The sequence below is a fragment of the Streptomyces sp. NPDC005492 genome, from assembly GCF_040605995.1.
GTDB lineage: Bacteria > Actinomycetota > Actinomycetes > Streptomycetales > Streptomycetaceae > Streptomyces.
Genome location: NZ_JBEXDX010000034.1, coordinates 21059 through 37096 on the forward strand (window position 1 = coordinate 21059; position 16038 = coordinate 37096).

General features: G+C 67.8%; 21 protein-coding genes. 17 read left to right on the forward strand and 4 right to left on the reverse strand.

Features of this window, described 5'->3' with window-relative positions; translation table 11 throughout:
- The first annotated feature begins 141 nt into the window (after positions 1-141).
- Genes ABZT04_RS33425 through ABZT04_RS33445 form a run of 5 tightly spaced genes read left to right on the forward strand, consistent with a single transcriptional unit; the run spans position 142 to position 2003 of the window.
- Positions 142-375, forward strand: coding sequence for a hypothetical protein (locus ABZT04_RS33425; protein WP_356060888.1), 234 nt, complete (start codon positions 142-144; stop codon positions 373-375).
- A complete protein-coding gene (locus ABZT04_RS33430; protein ID WP_356060890.1) occupies positions 372-629 on the forward strand; it encodes a hypothetical protein in 258 nt (85 codons plus the stop codon). Before ABZT04_RS33425 ends, ABZT04_RS33430 begins: the two co-directional genes overlap by 4 nt.
- Positions 626-1288 (forward strand): hypothetical protein, encoded by a 663-nt coding sequence (locus tag ABZT04_RS33435; RefSeq protein ID WP_356060892.1) that lies wholly within the window; start codon positions 626-628, stop codon positions 1286-1288. Before ABZT04_RS33430 ends, ABZT04_RS33435 begins: the two co-directional genes overlap by 4 nt.
- Positions 1285-1548, forward strand: coding sequence for a hypothetical protein (locus ABZT04_RS33440; RefSeq protein ID WP_356060894.1), 264 nt, complete (start codon positions 1285-1287; stop codon positions 1546-1548). The genes ABZT04_RS33435 and ABZT04_RS33440 overlap by 4 nt, the downstream gene beginning before the upstream one ends.
- Positions 1545-2003, forward strand: a complete 459-nt coding sequence (locus ABZT04_RS33445) for a hypothetical protein (protein WP_356060896.1) — start codon at positions 1545-1547, stop codon at positions 2001-2003. Before ABZT04_RS33440 ends, ABZT04_RS33445 begins: the two co-directional genes overlap by 4 nt.
- 153 nt (positions 2004-2156) lie before the next feature.
- On the opposite strand, the gene ABZT04_RS33450 is transcribed toward ABZT04_RS33445, so the two are convergent.
- Complete coding sequence (locus tag ABZT04_RS33450) at positions 2157-2738, reverse strand: hypothetical protein (protein ID WP_356060898.1); 582 nt, start codon at positions 2736-2738, stop codon at positions 2157-2159.
- Positions 2739-2955: 217 nt separating this feature from the next.
- Between ABZT04_RS33450 and ABZT04_RS33455 the strand changes: the two genes are divergently transcribed.
- The 4 genes from ABZT04_RS33455 to ABZT04_RS33470 all read left to right on the forward strand — a co-directional run bounded on the left by ABZT04_RS33455 (position 2956) and on the right by ABZT04_RS33470 (position 6226).
- Complete coding sequence (locus tag ABZT04_RS33455) at positions 2956-3216, forward strand: hypothetical protein (RefSeq protein WP_356060900.1); 261 nt, start codon at positions 2956-2958, stop codon at positions 3214-3216.
- Between the two features lie 320 nt (positions 3217-3536).
- Complete coding sequence (locus ABZT04_RS33460) at positions 3537-5372, forward strand: FtsK/SpoIIIE domain-containing protein (RefSeq protein WP_356060902.1); 1836 nt, start codon at positions 3537-3539, stop codon at positions 5370-5372.
- Positions 5354-5674, forward strand: coding sequence for a hypothetical protein (locus ABZT04_RS33465; protein WP_356060904.1), 321 nt, complete (start codon positions 5354-5356; stop codon positions 5672-5674). Before ABZT04_RS33460 ends, ABZT04_RS33465 begins: the two co-directional genes overlap by 19 nt.
- 93 nt (positions 5675-5767) lie before the next feature.
- Complete coding sequence (locus tag ABZT04_RS33470) at positions 5768-6226, forward strand: hypothetical protein (protein ID WP_356060906.1); 459 nt, start codon at positions 5768-5770, stop codon at positions 6224-6226.
- 49 nt (positions 6227-6275) lie between these two features.
- On the opposite strand, the gene ABZT04_RS33475 is transcribed toward ABZT04_RS33470, so the two are convergent.
- Genes ABZT04_RS33475 through ABZT04_RS33485 form a run of 3 tightly spaced genes read right to left on the reverse strand, consistent with a single transcriptional unit; the run spans position 6276 to position 8664 of the window.
- Positions 6276-6770, reverse strand: coding sequence for a gamma-glutamylcyclotransferase family protein (locus tag ABZT04_RS33475; protein ID WP_356060908.1), 495 nt, complete (start codon positions 6768-6770; stop codon positions 6276-6278).
- Positions 6771-6784: 14 nt separating this feature from the next.
- Positions 6785-7330 carry a GNAT family N-acetyltransferase gene (locus ABZT04_RS33480; protein WP_356060910.1) on the reverse strand — a complete coding sequence of 182 codons (546 nt, stop codon included), beginning with the start codon at positions 7328-7330 and terminating at the stop codon, positions 6785-6787.
- A gap of 23 nt (positions 7331-7353) precedes the next feature.
- A complete protein-coding gene (locus ABZT04_RS33485) occupies positions 7354-8664 on the reverse strand; it encodes a hypothetical protein (protein WP_356060912.1) in 1311 nt (436 codons plus the stop codon).
- Between the two features lie 233 nt (positions 8665-8897).
- On the opposite strand from ABZT04_RS33485, the gene ABZT04_RS33490 reads away from it, so the two are divergent.
- From ABZT04_RS33490 to ABZT04_RS33525, 8 genes are all read left to right on the forward strand, one after another.
- A complete protein-coding gene (locus ABZT04_RS33490) occupies positions 8898-9473 on the forward strand; it encodes a hypothetical protein (RefSeq protein WP_356060914.1) in 576 nt (191 codons plus the stop codon).
- A 53-nt stretch (positions 9474-9526) separates the two neighbouring features.
- A complete protein-coding gene (locus tag ABZT04_RS33495; RefSeq protein ID WP_356060916.1) occupies positions 9527-9946 on the forward strand; it encodes an ATP-binding protein in 420 nt (139 codons plus the stop codon).
- Positions 9943-10089, forward strand: coding sequence for a hypothetical protein (locus ABZT04_RS33500; protein ID WP_356060918.1), 147 nt, complete (start codon positions 9943-9945; stop codon positions 10087-10089). The genes ABZT04_RS33495 and ABZT04_RS33500 overlap by 4 nt, the downstream gene beginning before the upstream one ends.
- Positions 10089-10877 carry a hypothetical protein gene (locus ABZT04_RS33505; protein ID WP_356060920.1) on the forward strand — a complete coding sequence of 263 codons (789 nt, stop codon included), beginning with the start codon at positions 10089-10091 and terminating at the stop codon, positions 10875-10877. The genes ABZT04_RS33500 and ABZT04_RS33505 overlap by 1 nt, the downstream gene beginning before the upstream one ends.
- 524 nt (positions 10878-11401) lie before the next feature.
- A complete protein-coding gene (locus tag ABZT04_RS33510) occupies positions 11402-11938 on the forward strand; it encodes a hypothetical protein (RefSeq protein WP_356060922.1) in 537 nt (178 codons plus the stop codon).
- A gap of 106 nt (positions 11939-12044) precedes the next feature.
- Positions 12045-13538, forward strand: a complete 1494-nt coding sequence (locus tag ABZT04_RS33515; RefSeq protein WP_356060924.1) for an amino acid permease — start codon at positions 12045-12047, stop codon at positions 13536-13538.
- Entirely contained in the window at positions 13538-14899 is a 1362-nt protein-coding gene (locus tag ABZT04_RS33520; RefSeq protein ID WP_356060926.1) for a glutamine synthetase family protein, read from the forward strand. The genes ABZT04_RS33515 and ABZT04_RS33520 overlap by 1 nt, the downstream gene beginning before the upstream one ends.
- 233 nt (positions 14900-15132) lie before the next feature.
- On the forward strand, positions 15133-15873 hold the full coding sequence (locus ABZT04_RS33525) for a zinc-dependent metalloprotease (RefSeq protein ID WP_356060928.1): 741 nt from the start codon (positions 15133-15135) through the stop codon (positions 15871-15873).
- Positions 15874-16038 lie beyond the last annotated feature (165 nt).

The window sequence follows — 16038 nt, forward strand, 5'->3', positions numbered from 1 at the left end:
TCGCCCGAATGTCCCTCGTCATCGTCGAACTGTGCGGCCCTGCGTCCAGCGGAAACGGCGAAACCGTAACAGGAACCGGCAGTCCGACGTACAGGAACTGAGGGCTGGCCCGCCCTCACCAGAACAAGGAGATGCCCCTCCATGCTGTCGTCCGTCATCCTGTCCCCGGCCGCCGACGCCGCGCATGACGCTGCCCACGAAACCGCCGCCCGATTCCGCCAGGGCGCCTACGCGGTGCAATGCCCGACATGCCACGTCCCGGCGGGCGTGCTCTGCCTCGCCCGGCGCAGCATCCACGCCGCCCGCCGGTACCTGTACCGGCAGAACACCAAGTTGACCGGCCTGGTGCCGCTCCTCGTGGCGCGTGGCCAATGAGCACCACGGCGGCCGCGGCCGCGCGCCACGCAGCTACCTGGGCGGAGCGCGCAGAGAACCACCACAAGGCGGCAGGGAGCCGCCGAGAGAAGGCCCACGAGATGGCGTCCCAGCGCTACAGCGCCTCCGCGCGCGACTGGCACGAGCGCGCGGACAGCTCGGAGGAGCAGCGCGACACGGCGGTGGCCATGGCGAACATGTGGGTCGGCGTCTCCCGCGTCCTCCACCTGGTCGAGGATGGTGAACCGTCGTGACCGCTCTCGCCGTTGAGGCCCCGGCCGGGCCGGAGTGGTCCGGCCGCCTGGTCGTGCGCGCCGCGGGCCGCCCGGTCCTGCACATCGGCGCCGAAGGCGTCACTGCCCCCGCGGTGCCGGTGTTCACCGTGGCACTGGAGTGCGCACCGGACGCCGAGCAGGCGCCGGGTGTGCGGCCGTGGGACGGTCCGGTCACCGAGTCAAGCCTCTGCCCGGCCTGCCTGCGCTCCCTGCGCGGAGAGCCGCAGCCCGAGGCGCCCCGCCTCGTTCCCGCCGGCGTCACCGAGGCCCTTCCCGAACCGGTACCCGAGCCGGACCGCCACCGCGGCCGCCTTCGGGCTGTCCCGGACCTCCCGACGTACGCCGAGGCGCCCCCGCCCGCCGAGCACGCCGGCCGCCCCATCACCTGGTCCGGTTGGAAGACGGCGCCGGTCCTCTCCCACTACGACCCGTCATGCGAGTGGTGCGGGGACCCGGGCCCCGGCGAGATGGCCGGCGGCCGCCAGGGCAACCCCATGTCCCAGACCGACCCCCTGCGCCGCTACGTCGCCTACCGCTGCACGGCATGCCAGTTGATGACCGCGTACGAGCAGGTCGGCAGCGAACTCAAGACCATCGCACACCACAAGTCGCGCGCCCCGAAGGACTGCAACCGATGAGCACCACCCTTGCCCTGGTCCCCGACACCAACGCCCTGCAGCAGCGCATTGCCCTGATCGCGTGCGGCGCGAAACCCGGCAAGACCGAAGCGTGCGACAGCCACCGTGGAAAGGGCGCTGCCCTCCTGACCATCGCCCAGACGGGCGCCGCCGACGCCCTCGCGGCCGCCATATGCGGCACGGGGAAGGGCCCGGCCTGCCACGGCTGCAAGGACAAGGCCGCGGAGATCATCCGTGTCTACAACGGGGAGGCCGAGTGACCACCGCAATTGCCTTGCCGAACACCGTCGCCGTCGCCTTCGACCTCGAGGGCGGTCTCATCAACGTCTCGAAGATTCACCACCTGGCGAAAGACGCCGCGGCGTTCCACGCCGCGATGCTCGAATGCCCGCCCAACCGCAACGTCGTGGCCGCGGCCCGGCGCGCGCATGAGAGCGGGAAGACCGTCCTCGTCATGACCGGCGGGCAGCGCCGCCTGGAACAACTCGTCATCGCGTGGCTCGCCCGAAACCGTGTGCCGGCGGCCTTGGTCCTGATGCGCGGCCGCGGCGACTACCGACCCAGCGCAGTGGTGAAGCGCGAGCGACTGCGCGCCGCACACCGCCAGTTCTGCAGCCTCACCGTGTGGAGCGCCGACCCGAGTGTGAACCGCCTGTCGGAGCAGGAGGGCATCGACGTCATACCGCTGCCCGGCTACTGGGGAGATGTCTCGTGACGCGCCCCGGGAACCGGGAGTTCGCCCCCGACCAGCTGACCGAGCTCATCGGGGGCGAACTGCTTCCCCCGCTGCCGCTCGAGGGCTGGCGCACCGTGACGCTGCACTGCCAGGTCGACGCAATCGGCCCGTCCGACCGGCACCCGGATTTGGTCAGGCTGGAGGTGTCGTTCCCTCCGGGGGCGGCGCTTGCCCCGCGGGGGCCTGAGCGGCTTCGTTGATGGTTCGGAGCAGCTCCTGCAGGCGTCGGCGGTCGTCGGCCAGATGCCGCAGCCGGTAGGAGTTCTTCGCGAAGAAGATGCCTTGCACCGGCTCGAAGAGGGCCTGCACACGGCGAGCCCGCTCCACCACTGGCAGTTCGGCCAACCACGCCCCCCGCGCAGCCACTACCGCTCCGGTCAGCAGCTGCTGCAGGTCCAACGGCCCCGACGGGTAGGTCAAGACGTACTGCTCGACGTGGTCGACCAGGTAGCGGGTGGACTCCTCGACCTGCTCCCCCCACCGGTCCCGCTCCCCCTGTACCCGGCTGCGCACGGGTTCTGGTGCCTCGGCCGGCTCCATGTATTGGAGTCTGGCCGTCGCGGACAGAATCGTCAGAACGTGCCCTGAGAAGGTGTCCCTCGCAGCCCAAGCTGCTTTGATCCGGACCGACCGTGCTTCCAGCCGCGGCGCAAAGCGCGACACCGCGAAGGTGGTCGCCAACGTGGTGACCACGGCGATGATCACCGTCTTCATCCAAGGGTCGAGCACTGGCACCCCGTACGTAAGCGCAACTGCCCCCCGCGCGCAGGACGGTGGCGGGGGATCAGCTTCTACCACGCTGGCCGAATCACCCCGGTTCCCCCTTCCGCCCCTCGCGGTTCTCGCTGAGAATGCCGATTCTCGGCGAGAACTTACAATTTCATCGAAAGATCGGCACAATGGGGCTGTTACTGATCTAGAGGGGGTACCAGTGGCGGACCAAGAGTCGCCTCGAGTCCTGCGGCTCACCTTCGAGTTCCACGTGCCGCTCGGGCTGCGCACCAACATCCAAGGCACACGCGTGAAGAAGGCCTCTGAGGCGATCACCAGCGCCGTGCAGGCCCTGGCCGGTCAAGTCTTCCCGTGGGCCTCGGAGATGCGGGTCCGTCACGAATGGTCGTACGCCTGGCACGACCACCAGCCGGAGCCCATCACCTTGCCGGCCACAGACAAGAACACGCCGAAGACGTAACCGCGGGCCGAGCCTGCACCACAGACCCACAACTGAACACCTGGCGTCATGGCCAGAGCACCCCGGCGGAGAGCACCGCCGGACCGCCCGAACGAAGGAACACCGCGATGTCCTCGCGTACTCCAGTCCCCTGCCGTCTGTCGACCCTCACCCTTTCGAGGTGAGGTGACGTGTTTCGACCCGCGGACGCGCCTGATCACGTCACCTCACCTGTTGAGAAGGTCCCTGTCGGAAGCCGCGCCCGCCAGGCCCTCGGAACCGTCTGCCGTCTGTGCGGTCGCCTCCGGTACGAACTGATCCCGGCTGCGGCCACCGCTGGCATGACGTGCCTGGGATGGCTGCACCACGCCGTCGGTGTCGGCCTGGAGGGCTGGGGCGGATACGGCCTGGGACTCGCTGCGGCCGGAGCGCTGACCTACGGCGGGCTCAAATTCAAGAATGCCCCCGCCGCCTCCCTCGGCGTCGCCTCCACCGGTGCCCTGGTGAACACTGCGGTCGGTGCGATGACCGGCCCGTCCGTCCCGTCCCTCATCGCGGGCGGCGTGGTCACGATCGCTTCGTACGGCGTCTACGTCCCGTGGCTCATCAAGACCCGGCACGAGCGGATCGCCCTGCAGATAAAGGCAGCGAAGACCGCGCCCCTGCCTGACGGGATGGGCGTCAACGTCAGCCAGCCCGGCGTCACCGGCGACTCCGTCGAGGAGACCGCCCTGCGGCGTGCCCTGGTCGCCCTCGGCGTCCCCGCTCAGGATGTCTCCCGGATCGTGTTCACCGACACCGGATGGCACGCCGCGGTGACGCTGCCGCCCGGCAAGAACACCTCCGCCGAGGCCGTCATAGCCAAGCAGACCCAGCTCGAGGCGAACCTCGACCTTCCCGGGAAGCTGCGCCTGGCCGTCGGAGCGCAGGCCAACCAGCTCATCGTCCGCATGCAGACGCACGACCCCCTCGCCGAGACGATCGCGTGGCCGGGGCCCGCCATCACCTCGGTGGAGCAGGCGCTGCCCATCGGGATCTACCCGGACGGCACGAAGGTGTTCATCGACCTCGTGGCCGGGCACGTCCTCATCGCGGGCGGTACGGACATGGGCAAGTCCGGCGTCATCAACTGCGTGATCGGCAACCTCGTCGCGTGCGAGGACGCCGAGATCCTGGGCATCGACATGAAGCCCGGAGCGCTCGAACTGGGCCCCTGGCGACGGAACATGCTCGCCCTGGCCGACGACGCTGACGGCGCCCGCCAGGTCCTCACCATGGTCAAGGCGGAGATGATCCGCCGCGGCAAGTACCTGTCGACCCTCCGGGGCCCGAACGGTGAGCCGGTCCGGAAGTGGACGAGCAAGCACGGCCCCTACTGGATTCTCGTCGTCGACGAGCTCGCCGAGCTGCTGCGCCAGGCCCCGGACGTGGCCTCCGAGTTGGTCACCATCAACCAGGTGGCCCGCGCCATGGGTATCCGCGTGATCGCCGCCACGCAGTCCCCCAGCGAGCAGGCGTTCGGAGGGAAGGGCACGGACGCCCGGCAGCAGTACAGCACCCGCATCGGCCTGCCAGTGTTCGAGACCGAGCCCATCAACATGATCTTCGGGCGGGGCGCGTACGGCCGCGGTTGGCGCCTCGACTGGCTCGACTTGCCCGGCAAGGTCATGGTCTCGTCCCGGCGGTACGAGAAGCCTCGGGAGGGCCGCGGCTACTACGTGACGGACAGCGACATCGTCGTCGTCTCCACCGAGCACGCCCGGTACGAGGACGTGGCCCCCGTCGAGCCCGCACGGCCTCACCCCGAGCCCGACCCGGAGCCGCCCACCCGGCCGCCCGGTGGTGGCGGCCCACGCGGCGGCCGGCCGCACCTTCGGCCCGTGCCCACCTTCCCGAACGGCTCGCGCATCCCCGACAACCGGCTGTCGCTGTGGGAGGCCCTTGAGAAGGCCGGTCCGGAGGGACTGACGAAGCCCGAGGCGGTCAAGCGCGGCATCTGCAACCACCACACGTCCATCGGTCCGTGGCTGGCTCAGTGGGTCGCCGCGGGCTGGGTCGAGGAGGCCGACAAGCGCGACCGGGCCGTCGTCTACGTCCTCACCGCCGCCCAGCACACCCCCGCCACCGAAGCCCCCGCCACCGACGAGGAGAACCCCGCATGTCCGGCAAGCCTGTGATCCCGGCCAACGTCTACCCGGGCCACATCGCCCCCCACGTCCCCATCGAGCAGTACCAGGCCAGGCACGGCTGCAACTGCGGCCACTCGCACGGCCAGGCGCCCGTGCAGCAGATCGTCATAAAGCAGTCCGACCCATGGTTGAAGTACCTGGCCATGGGCTTCGCCGGGGCTGGTATCGGCCTCATCGTGTTCGCCAGCGTCGTGGCCATGCTCATTGCGGGCGGCGCGTGCGCGCTCTGCGTCGCCGTGGCGGTGAAGGCGCTCCGCGGCCTGTTCAGCGGCAAGGAGTCCACGAAGTAGGCGCCCGCGGGGCAACTGCGGGGGAGGGCCCTGGCCGGGCGGCTGGGGCCCTTTTCGTGTCCATGTCGGAGGCTCGTGCGATGATCCTCCGTCATGGGGAGACACATCTGGGGGAAGACGGCCGGCGCGCTGGTCCTGGCCGTGATGACCGTGGCGGCCGCGAGCGGCTGCAGCAGCTCGGACGCCAAGGCCGACGCGAAGCCGGCCGCGAAGGCGAAGACCGTGGACCTGGGCAAGGCCACCACCACGTTCCAGGCCGCAGTAACGAAGTTCGACACGGACGGCGGGTGCCTCGAGCAGGAACCGGATACGTGCTGGGAGCAGATGCAGGCGCTCATGGAGCCGGCGCGCACTCTGCGGAAAGCGATGAACGCAGAGAAGTCCGTGGGCGCGGACTTCTGGACCGATGCGTACGCGCTCATCGACACCATGGAGAAGGGCATCGCCGTGGGCGAGGACCAGGGCGCCACGGCCGTGGGCACGAACCGGCCCGATGTCCTCGGCTCCGCCCACGATCTATCGGATTGGCTCGACGAGCACCCGATCAAGTAAGGGCTGTGCGGCGGCATCCGAGCGGTAGCAGCTCGGATGCCGCGCTGGCTTACTCGCCCTTCGGCTCACCCGCGGCCAGCCCGGGGGCGAGCCGGGCGCACCGTTCGGCATAGGCCGACAGGTGCCGGGCCTGGAACTCCTCGGCGTCCCAGTCTTCCGTGCGGACATCTCCGCCCGGCCAGACGTACGCCCACCCCGTCTCACCGGTGGAGAGCGTGACTTCCCGAAGGTCGTACCGCTCGTCCTCGAACGCGTCGAGGATGCGCCATTCCTCGTTGCTCAGGTCGGTGAGCACCACGCCGGGCGCCGAGCCACTGAAGGCCCGAAGGACGAGGCCTGGGTAGACACGGCCCTCGAGCGCGGCCGCGCGATAGCCGGGAGCGGACGCTGGCGTCCGCTGGGGTATCCGCCCCAACAGCGCCTTGAGGACGTCATCGAACTGGAGCGTGCCGTAGCAGAACAGCACGTCGGGGCCTTGCGCCAATCGGTCCCGGCGACCAGAGGTCTCCGGGACCGGGTTGTGCCTGGTGATCGTTTGAGGCATGTGCGATCCGGATTTCAGCGAGAGGGCAGGTACATCGCGTCGTAGACGGGCGACTCTGGGGCGTGCTTGATCTGTCCCATAATCGTGTACCCCCATCGCAGGTAAGCATCGTGGGCAGGCTGGTTGTCGACGATGCAGGTCAGCGTGGTGACACGCTCCGCACGGCCAGCAATGACCGTGTCGTGGATCTGCCGTCCAAGCCCCTGGTTCTGCAACTCGGGAAGCACCATCAGTTCCCGAAGCCAGAAAACGCCCCCGGCGTCGGCCAAGTCGATCAGATCGGCGGGTCGCCGGTTGCCGAGAGAGCCCCACCAGGGCTTGTCTGCCGGCAGCGTCGCGCCGTGCACGTACCCGACGATCCGGCCGTCTAGACGGGCCGTCACGGTCTCGAACCCATCGGTGTCGTACGCAGCTTCCAAGCGGTCGCGGAACGAGTCGACCGAGAAGAACGGGTCACCGATGTATGGGGGAACGTCGTACACCTTGGCGTAGACGTCGACCAGTTCGGAGGTTATGTCCTTCGCCGACTTCGCATCGTGCCGCTGGAACTCCGGGTCCACGGTGTGCACTCTCCTTTGCAGGCTCACGCGACGTGAGCACGGATTTGTTCTAGTAGGTCCCCAACTCCGCGGGCGCGGCGGTGGGGAAGCATGCCGTCATGCACGATCTTCAACTGTTGGGCTGTTCGAGCGGAGGACATGCCGCTCGAGACGAGTCGGAGCGCTTCGGAGGCGGCCTCCATGCCGTGGTCGACGTCGCCGTTCGCCACGGCCGCGGCCGATAGCCGGCCGAGGCACATGCCCCGGTTCCGGGAGTGAGCGACGTCTTGCAGCGTCTCGGACCGAGCAAGGAGTGTCTGCGCTCGGGCCGACTGGCCGAGGTCGAGGCGGCACATGCCCTCAAGACAGGTCAGCTCTGCGAGGTTGAGGAAGTGAGCCCAGTCCGGGTCTCGGTCATTCCCTCCGCGTTCCCACTCCTGCCAAGCCCGCTTGATTGCGGCCTCGCCGTTGAAGGCATCGCCGAGGCGGGCGTAGCCCTGCGCCTCGCGGATGGCGAGGAGAGCGGTGACGCGGCTGGGCGCATCCCACAGTTCCGCGTGCCGCTGGCCCAACTTGGCGAAGCGTACGGCTTCCCTCCCCTTGTTCAGGTCGACTGCCTGTCTGGCCATGTTGCTCAGCGTGCGGCTGGCCAGCACGTCGTCGCCTGTGTAGTTGGCGGCGTTCAGAGCCTCGGAGAAGTATTGGCGAGCCTGAGTCTGAAGGCCGGCGTCGTAACAGAACCATCCGAGCGACGTGGTCAGTTTCCCCGCCAGGGCGTGAAGCTGATGCCCCAGCGGCTCGTCATAGATACCCCGGTCGATCATGTGGTGCGTCCAGAGCAGATGTGCCCGGGTCGGACGCCATAGCCGATTCCCGCCGAACTGCTGGTCGATCGCGTAGCTGTCGTCGGCCGCTTCCGACAGGAACTCCACTTCCTCCGGTGCGATTCGCCACTCACTAGAGCGGTTGGTGCCGGTGGTGGTCTCGGCCAGCCACGGCGGCGCCGTATCAGTGAGAGGGATCGACCCGGCGGCGACCAGCACTGAGGACGAGGGAGCCTGACTGATCAGGGGCACCGGCGTGAGGACCAGAGGACCGTCCTCATCCGCGGCCGGCCGCAGCCCCAGCTCCTCTACGGGGCGCTTCCAGAAGGCGGCCAGGACCGCTCGGGCGTCGGGGTGAGGCCACGGGGGAGGCTCCTCGTTCTCCAGCTTGCGCAAGTGCCTGACGCTGAATGTGGGCGGCTTGCCGATGCGGTGCTCGGCGTGGAGGCACCTGGCAAGGGTGGTGAGTTCTTCCACCACCTTCTCTTGCGTCAGGTTCGCGCTGATGCGTAACCGCTTGAGTTCACGCATGGCCACCCCTCGCCGACTGGTTTCGCCCTCACGGTAGCGACTTCAGTGGCAGCGCGTGAAGGTTCGTCACCTGAAAGCCCTGGTCAGGGGAAAGTGCCGGTGAAAGGACCGCCAAAGTTCCGGTAGAAGACCGGCAGAGATCCGGGTAAAAGACCTGTTCACCGCCCGGCGGCTTCGCTGCACTGGGTCACGCCGCACACACAGTGTGTGCCGCCGTGATGCCGGGAGGGTTCATGGAAACCTGCGAACGCGCCGAAGCCGAGGCACTGTCCGCGTGGTTCGCCACAGCGACCCCAAAGCCGGAGACGGCGGTCAGCCTGTGGCGCGAGAACCCCCACCTCCCCCGGCGACTCAAGTGCGGCGTGACCTTCGACGTCGTGATGGCCGACCGGTCCCTGATCAAGAAGGCGTACGGGCTCCTCGCCCAGTACGAGCAGCCGCTCGGGCCCGCGGTGCTGTTCACCAGCCTGCGCTCCGCGGCCGTGCTCGTTCCGGTGGGCACCGCGCTCCGGTGGAACGGCCTGATGGCCACAGCCCAGTGGCCCGAGCGTCGCCCTCGGCCCGCCTGCCTCAGTGACGGACACATGATCATCGTCCCTGCGCCTCGGCCGGCCGGCCTCCTCGCGCAGTGGCTGGAGCCGCCTGACGACGAACAGGCCATCGGCGGGACACCTCTTCTGACCAGCCCGGTACCGCTTGCACGGTGCATCACGGAGGCCCAGGCCCTCCTCGGCCCCACAGAACGAACCCCACTGCGCAGGACGGTGTCGGCCGTCAGGTCGCTCCTGCACTCCCCCCAGAGGACGTGATGACGACGACAGCCGTACGGACGCCTCGCGCGGTTCCCCGCGAAGGGGCCGTGATGGATGAGACATTCCGTGTTGTTCCCCGCCGGCGGGGAGAGCCAGCCCGGCCTGAGGACGCGGCCCGAGTAGGCGTCGTGCGCCGCATCACCGCCGCGCGGCTCAGATACTGCGGACTCGGGCCAATGATGGACGACGTGATGGTGATCGTCTCAGAGCTGGTCACCAACGCGATCCTGCACAGTGGCACCTCAGAGATCAGTCTGACCGTGACCCTCGGGAAGGGCTTCCTCCGCATCAAGGTTCGCGACGGTATGGAGGGCAGCGCCCAGCCCAATCAGGCGAACGACACCGACGAGTCGGGGCGGGGCCTTGCGCTGGTTGAGGGCCTGGTGGAGGCGAACGGCGGGACCTGGGGCGTCAGCGACGACGGCACATCCGTCTGGTGCTGCCTCCTTGCGAGGGGGAACGAACAGTGACCTTCGCCCTCGCCCACCACGGCAGCGATACCGCGCTCGGATGGAACCACCCCGGCTGGGCCGGGCCCCTCTTCAAAGCCGTCGAGATGGTCGCCCGGTTGATTGAGAACGGCGTACTCGCACCTGAACCGGTGGACCTCTGATGCCTAAGCAGCACTATTGGAACGGCATGCACGTGCCGTACATCACGGCATGGACAGCGGAAGCCGTTCCCCAGCCGGAGGTGAAGCGGGTTGTTCGCATCGGTGGGGAAGGTATCGGTTACGAGGACGAGGTCCCTGTAACCGACCGCCGCCACGAGGCCCTGTGGGTCCGCTCCGCTCTCGCGCAGGGCCGCGGCAGGCCGGACTTCCGGCGCATCAGCTCCCCCCGGCAGAAGCGCGCGGTGAAGTACGAGCTCTGCCAGGTGTGCGGAGAGACGGTTCTCGGCTGGCGGGCTGACGAGCGAAACCTGTACCTGCTGGGCGGCAATGCCCCGATCACCGAAGGGGAGACCACCGCCGCGCCTCCCGTACACCCGTTCTGTGCGATGGAAGCAACCGAGAATTGCCCGCCTCTTCGACAAGGCCATGCCGCCGCACTCGTTGAGTACAACCCACTGTGGGGCGTGGCCGGCGTTGTCTACGACCCGGTGACGCTGGCTCCGTTACCCAACCCCGGGAAGCGGCCCGGCGAGCTCCAACACGTCCACATCAGCGCCAAAGAGATTCGTTGGACACTGGCCAACTTCACCGTGGTCAGCCTGCACGGCATCACGCCTGTGTCCGCGCAGGAGCTACGTGCCATGGCGGAGGAGGACACAGCGCGTGGACGCCACATAGACCCCCCTGACATCAATACACCCGCGCTGGCTGCCACGCTCCGACTGGGCATCGCCACTGCAACTCCCCCCACCGATCAACGACGAGGCCTTCCATGCCCGATTCGTTAACGACCAGGCCCACCTCCGCCCGCAGCGGAGACCGAGTGGCATCCCCCAATGACATGAACCTGATAGTGAGCCCCGTTGGTGCCGACACAGATCTGCGTGCGGCTCTAGAGGACCTGAAAATGGGGCGTTATCGGGCCGCTCGTGACCTGTTGGCCAGGACAGGCCCGAACTGGTCGTTGCGCACGAGGCGCAGCCAGCTCCTAGCCGCTCAGGCGGGAGCGGGCGGCGTCGTCAAAACGTGGCTTGACGAGGAACCTAACAGCGCGGACGCGTCAATGATGTGGGCACGAGTGCTCACACGGGCCGCAATCGAGGCCGATCGCAGCGGCAAGAACAAGAGCCTGGTCTCACGAGCCGCCGGTCTGGCACTGCAGGCCTGCATGCAGGCGACAGCCCTCTGGCCAGATTGTCCGGTGCCGTGGATTTGCCTCCTGCACCTGACCCAACTTCCCTTCGATCCATACCACTTCGACCCTCATTGGCGATCCCGCCCGATTCCGTGGGACCAGCTGGGCGACCCCACGATGCCTTACCGGGGGCCATGGCCGCTCCTGGAGGAGATCAACAAGCGCGATCCCGGCAGCCGGGAAGGGCACCACCGCATGCGGGAATTCCACCTCTACCGCGGCGGACCGACCGCCGCCATGAACTACGCGGCTTGGGCAGTCGCAAGCGAACCGAACAACCTCGAGTTGGACATGCTCCCCCTGTACGCGCTCATGGACGTCTACCGGGAGCGGCACGGCAACGGCCAAGGGAGTGCCCTGCAGTTCTGGCAGACCGCCCAAGTCGCCCACTACGCACGCCAGGCGCGGGACCGCTGGTTCGCGTCCGTCCCGCCCGTCCACCACGGATGGCTGTCACTGCTGGATCTCAACCACCTCGCGCACGCCCTGGTGGCCTGCGGCGAGGATGCGCAGGCCGTGTTCGCGGCGATGGGCCCCTACGCCACCCCGGAGCCATGGCAGACGATCAACGTCAGCCTGGGCCGCAGCTACGACTGGACCACGGAGTTCCTGCGCATCCGCGCCGCCGCCCTACGGGAGCGGCCGCTGTGGTGAACACTCGCGCGCCTCCGGCCAGCGTGATCAACGCTCCCCGGATCTGTCCCCACACCTTCCCTTCCCCTCTGAAAGTGAATCTCTGGTGTCTCACAGAAGTGCCAGCATGGCTGCACCAACGAACTCAGATGACGCGTTCCTTGCAGACCTCGGCATCAAGCCCGAGCTCTCCCGCCGGATGGGCCCCTTCGGGAACTTCGCGATCTCGTTCTCGGTCATCTGCATCCTGGCCGGCGGGATGTCCCTGTTCGGGTTCGGCCTGGGCCACGGCGGTCCCGTGGTCATGCTCGGCAGCTGGATCGTGATCGGCTTCATGACGCTGCTGGTCGGTCTGTCCCTGGCCGACGTCGTCTCTGCCTACCCCACCAGCGGCGGCCCGTACTTCATGGCCGACAAACTCGGCGGGCCCCGCTGGGGCTGGGTGACCGGCTGGCTGAACCTGCTCGGCCTGCTCGGCGCGATCGCCGGTATCGACTACGGTGCAGCCGCCTTCGCCGGAGCGTTCGCGCAGCTCCAGTGGGGCATCACCCCCACCGACGGCTCCACCATGACCATCTTCGGGTGCATCCTGCTCCTGCACGGCCTGCTCAACTCAGCCGGTGTGCGCCTGGTCAACCTGCTGAACTCGATCTCGGTGTACTGGCAGCTGATCGGCGTCGCCGTCATCGTCGGCGCCCTCACCGTCGCCCCGGCCAAGCACCAATCGGCGAGCTTCGTGTTCACGCACTTCCACAACGACACCGGCTTCTCCAGCCCCTTCTACGTGGCCCTCATCGGCAGCCTGCTGGCCGGATACACGTTCTGCGGCTACGACGCCTCCGCCCATGTGGCCGAGGAGACCACTGACGCGCAGATGTCGGCACCCCGCGGCATCGTGCGCTCCATATGGGTCTCCTGGGCCGCCGGCTTCGTGCTCTTGGCCGGGTTGCTGTTCGCCATGCAGGACTACGCGGCCACGCAGAACTCCGCGACCGGCGTGCCACCCGCGCAGATCTTCCTCGACGTCCTCGGTGCATCAGGCGCCAAGGCGTTGCTCCTGGTCGTCATCGTCGCCATGTTGTTCTGCGGAAACGCCGAGGTCGCCGCCGCCAGCCGCATGGTCTTCGCCTTCTCCCGCAGCCGCGCCCTGCCCGGCTGGCAGAGCTGGCGGATCGTAAACGATCGCACGAAAACGCCCACCCGCGCTGTGTGGTTCGTAATCGTCGTGCCGTTCGTGCTCGCCCTGCCGGCCCTGTGGTCGCCCGCCGCCTACGGTGCCATCACCGCGATCAACGCCGTAGGTATGACGCCGGCCTACGGCATCCCCATCTACCTCGCCCTGCGCAAGGGCCGCGCCTACCAGTCCGGCCGGTGGAGCCTGGGGCGCTGGCGAAAGCCGATCGGTGTCATCGCGGTCGCCTACGTCGCCGTCATCACCGCTGTGTTCTGCCTTCCGCAGTCGACCCCCATCACCACGGACTCCTTCAACTACGCCGGGGTGACCCTGCTAGCCGCACTGCTGCTGGCCTGGGGGACCTGGCTGACACGCGGCAAGCGGGACTACCAGCTCACCGCCGCCCACACCGCCCAGCGCAGCGAAGCCATGCTGGAGGGTTTTTGATGAACGCGCCGACCAACACCGCCGATACGCCCTGGCCCACAGGACCGGCGACCAGAGAGACGCTTCAACGCCTGCTCAACGACAGGTCTGTCACCGACATCATGCTGGCCGTACCGGACATCCAGGGGCGACTCCAGGGCAAGATCTTCAACGCCCGGGTCTTCCTCGAGCGGATGACAGGCGGGGCTGAGATGTGCTCGTACATCCTGGCCACGGACGTCGACATGACGCCTCTGGACGGGTTCGAGTTGACCGGCTGGGCCGAGGGCTTCGGTGATTTCCTCGTCACGCCTGACCTCGGCAACGTCCGCCTGCTGCCACACCGGCCCGGCACCGCCCTGGTATTCGGCACTCCTGTCCACGACGACGACACGCCCGTGGGCGTGGCTCCCAGGTACATGCTGTCAACACAGCTCGAACGCCTGCGTGAACTGGGCTATCTAGTGAAGGCGGGTGTAGAAGCCGAGTTCGTGCTGTACGCGGACGGGCCTTCCGGCCTGGCACCAGCATGGAGCGAAAACCTCGACTACGGCCTGCAGCACCCGCCTGTGGTCGATGACTTCTTCCGCCACCTGGGCGACGCTCTGAACGACGCTGGCATCCTCTACGAGGCCATCAAGACCGAAGGAGCAGCGGGGCAGACCGAGGTGACGTTCGCCTACGGCGACGCGCTCGCCGCATGCGATGACTATGCGGTCTTCCGGCAGATCGTTGCTGCCGTCGCCAGGCGGCACGGCATGACGCCGGTCTTCATGGCGGCTCCGGAAACTGGTGTCGGCAGTGGCCTGCACCTTCACCTATCCCTGTGGAACGAGCACGATCAACCTGCGTTCGCACATCGCCGGAGCGAGGATCTGCCACCCGTCATGAAGCACGCCCTGGCGGGGTTGATCTCAGCGACGCCCCACATGGCCCCGCTGTACGCACCCACCGGCAACTCCTACAAGCGCTTCCAACCGCACTCGTTCGCCCCCACCCGCTTCAACTGGGGCTTCGATCACCGCGGCTGCGCGATCCGAGTCACCGGCCACGGCAACGGCGCCCGCCTCGAGGTCCGCCTCGCCGGCGCCGACGCCAACGCCTATCTTGCGCTCACCGCCTACGTCGCCTCGATGGCCCACGGCATCGAGGAGAAGCTGACGGTGCGGTCGGCTCGCGAAGGTGACGCCTACCAGGACCGGGATTCCATCCCCCTCTACGCCGATCTCGCTGAGGCGGTCGCGTACTTCGAGCACAGCACCGTCGCCCAGTTCCTGCTCGACAAGGACGTCGTGCGGCACTACTCCCACGCCGCGCGAGCCGAGCTCACCTGGTTGCGCAGGCACGTCACAGACGTCGAGCGCCAGCGCGGGAGCCGATGAAACTCCCTGCCGCCGGGTGTAACTCCCCCTCGGCGGCAGGGGCAAGCAAGTCGTTCCCTGGCCGACGGCGGCTGGGGAACGCGAAAGTGGCTCCCCTTCGGACCAGGTGCCACAACACGCGAATCGAACCACTCACGACCACCGGATAGGACCCAGTGCCCCGCTTTATCGTCCTCGACGACACTCGCCGGCATCCCGAGCTGAGCGACCAGATCTTCACGACCCTGCACATCGTGGCCCAGCACGTGGTGGAGACGACCGGCCTGCCACTTCCGCCAGAGATCCGGTTCCGGCTGCTGACGCCCAAGGAATGGAGGTCGGCAGGGCTCCAGCACCGGGAGCGTATCCTCCAGCGCGACATCGCTGACCTGGAACTGCCGCCCGAGAAGATCAACGCCATGTTCGGCGCGCTCAGGATCAGCAGTGCGTTCACCACTCTCGTATGGCCCCTGGTACTCGGGCAGACCATCAAAGCCGCCGATGGCCGTACGGAGACGACCATCGTGCCGCGAGCCCTGCACCACAGCGGGCTACTCGCCGACGAACAGTGCCTTACCCAGATGATCGCGCACGAACTGGTCCACCATGCGCAGGCCGAGGCCCGAAGCGGTGTAATTTGGCACACTTTCTTCCCCACTGAGCGGAAGATCAGCAAACACGGCGTCGCGGTCTCCCTGGAAGGCCATGCCAGTTGGGCCGACCAACAGGTCACAACGCGTCTGTTTGGCCGGCCCATCGACCACCGTCAGCAGGCCCCCCGCTCATGGCGCTACCGGTTGCACGACAGCATCCCCGGAATCCGCCGCCTCGGCCCTCCTCGCGAGGCGTACGAGCAGGGAGCTCGGCTCATCGCTCACGCCGTTCAGACACACGGCACCGATCTGGTCAATCGGGCCTGGAAGGACTCCGCTCTCCTGCCCGCCACGGAGGAAATCACCGCCCCCGAGACGTGGTGCCGTCGCATCGCCGTCTGAGTCAGCTCAACCACCACCGAACTGGCCGACACACATTCCATTTCGCGCATATACACCATGGAGAAGCAGTAGATGCCCCTTACGGTTCCCACACTGGTCGAACATCAGGCGGACTTGTTCCGTGAGATTAGCCGGATCCTGGACCAGCACCCGGCTGGAAGTGCC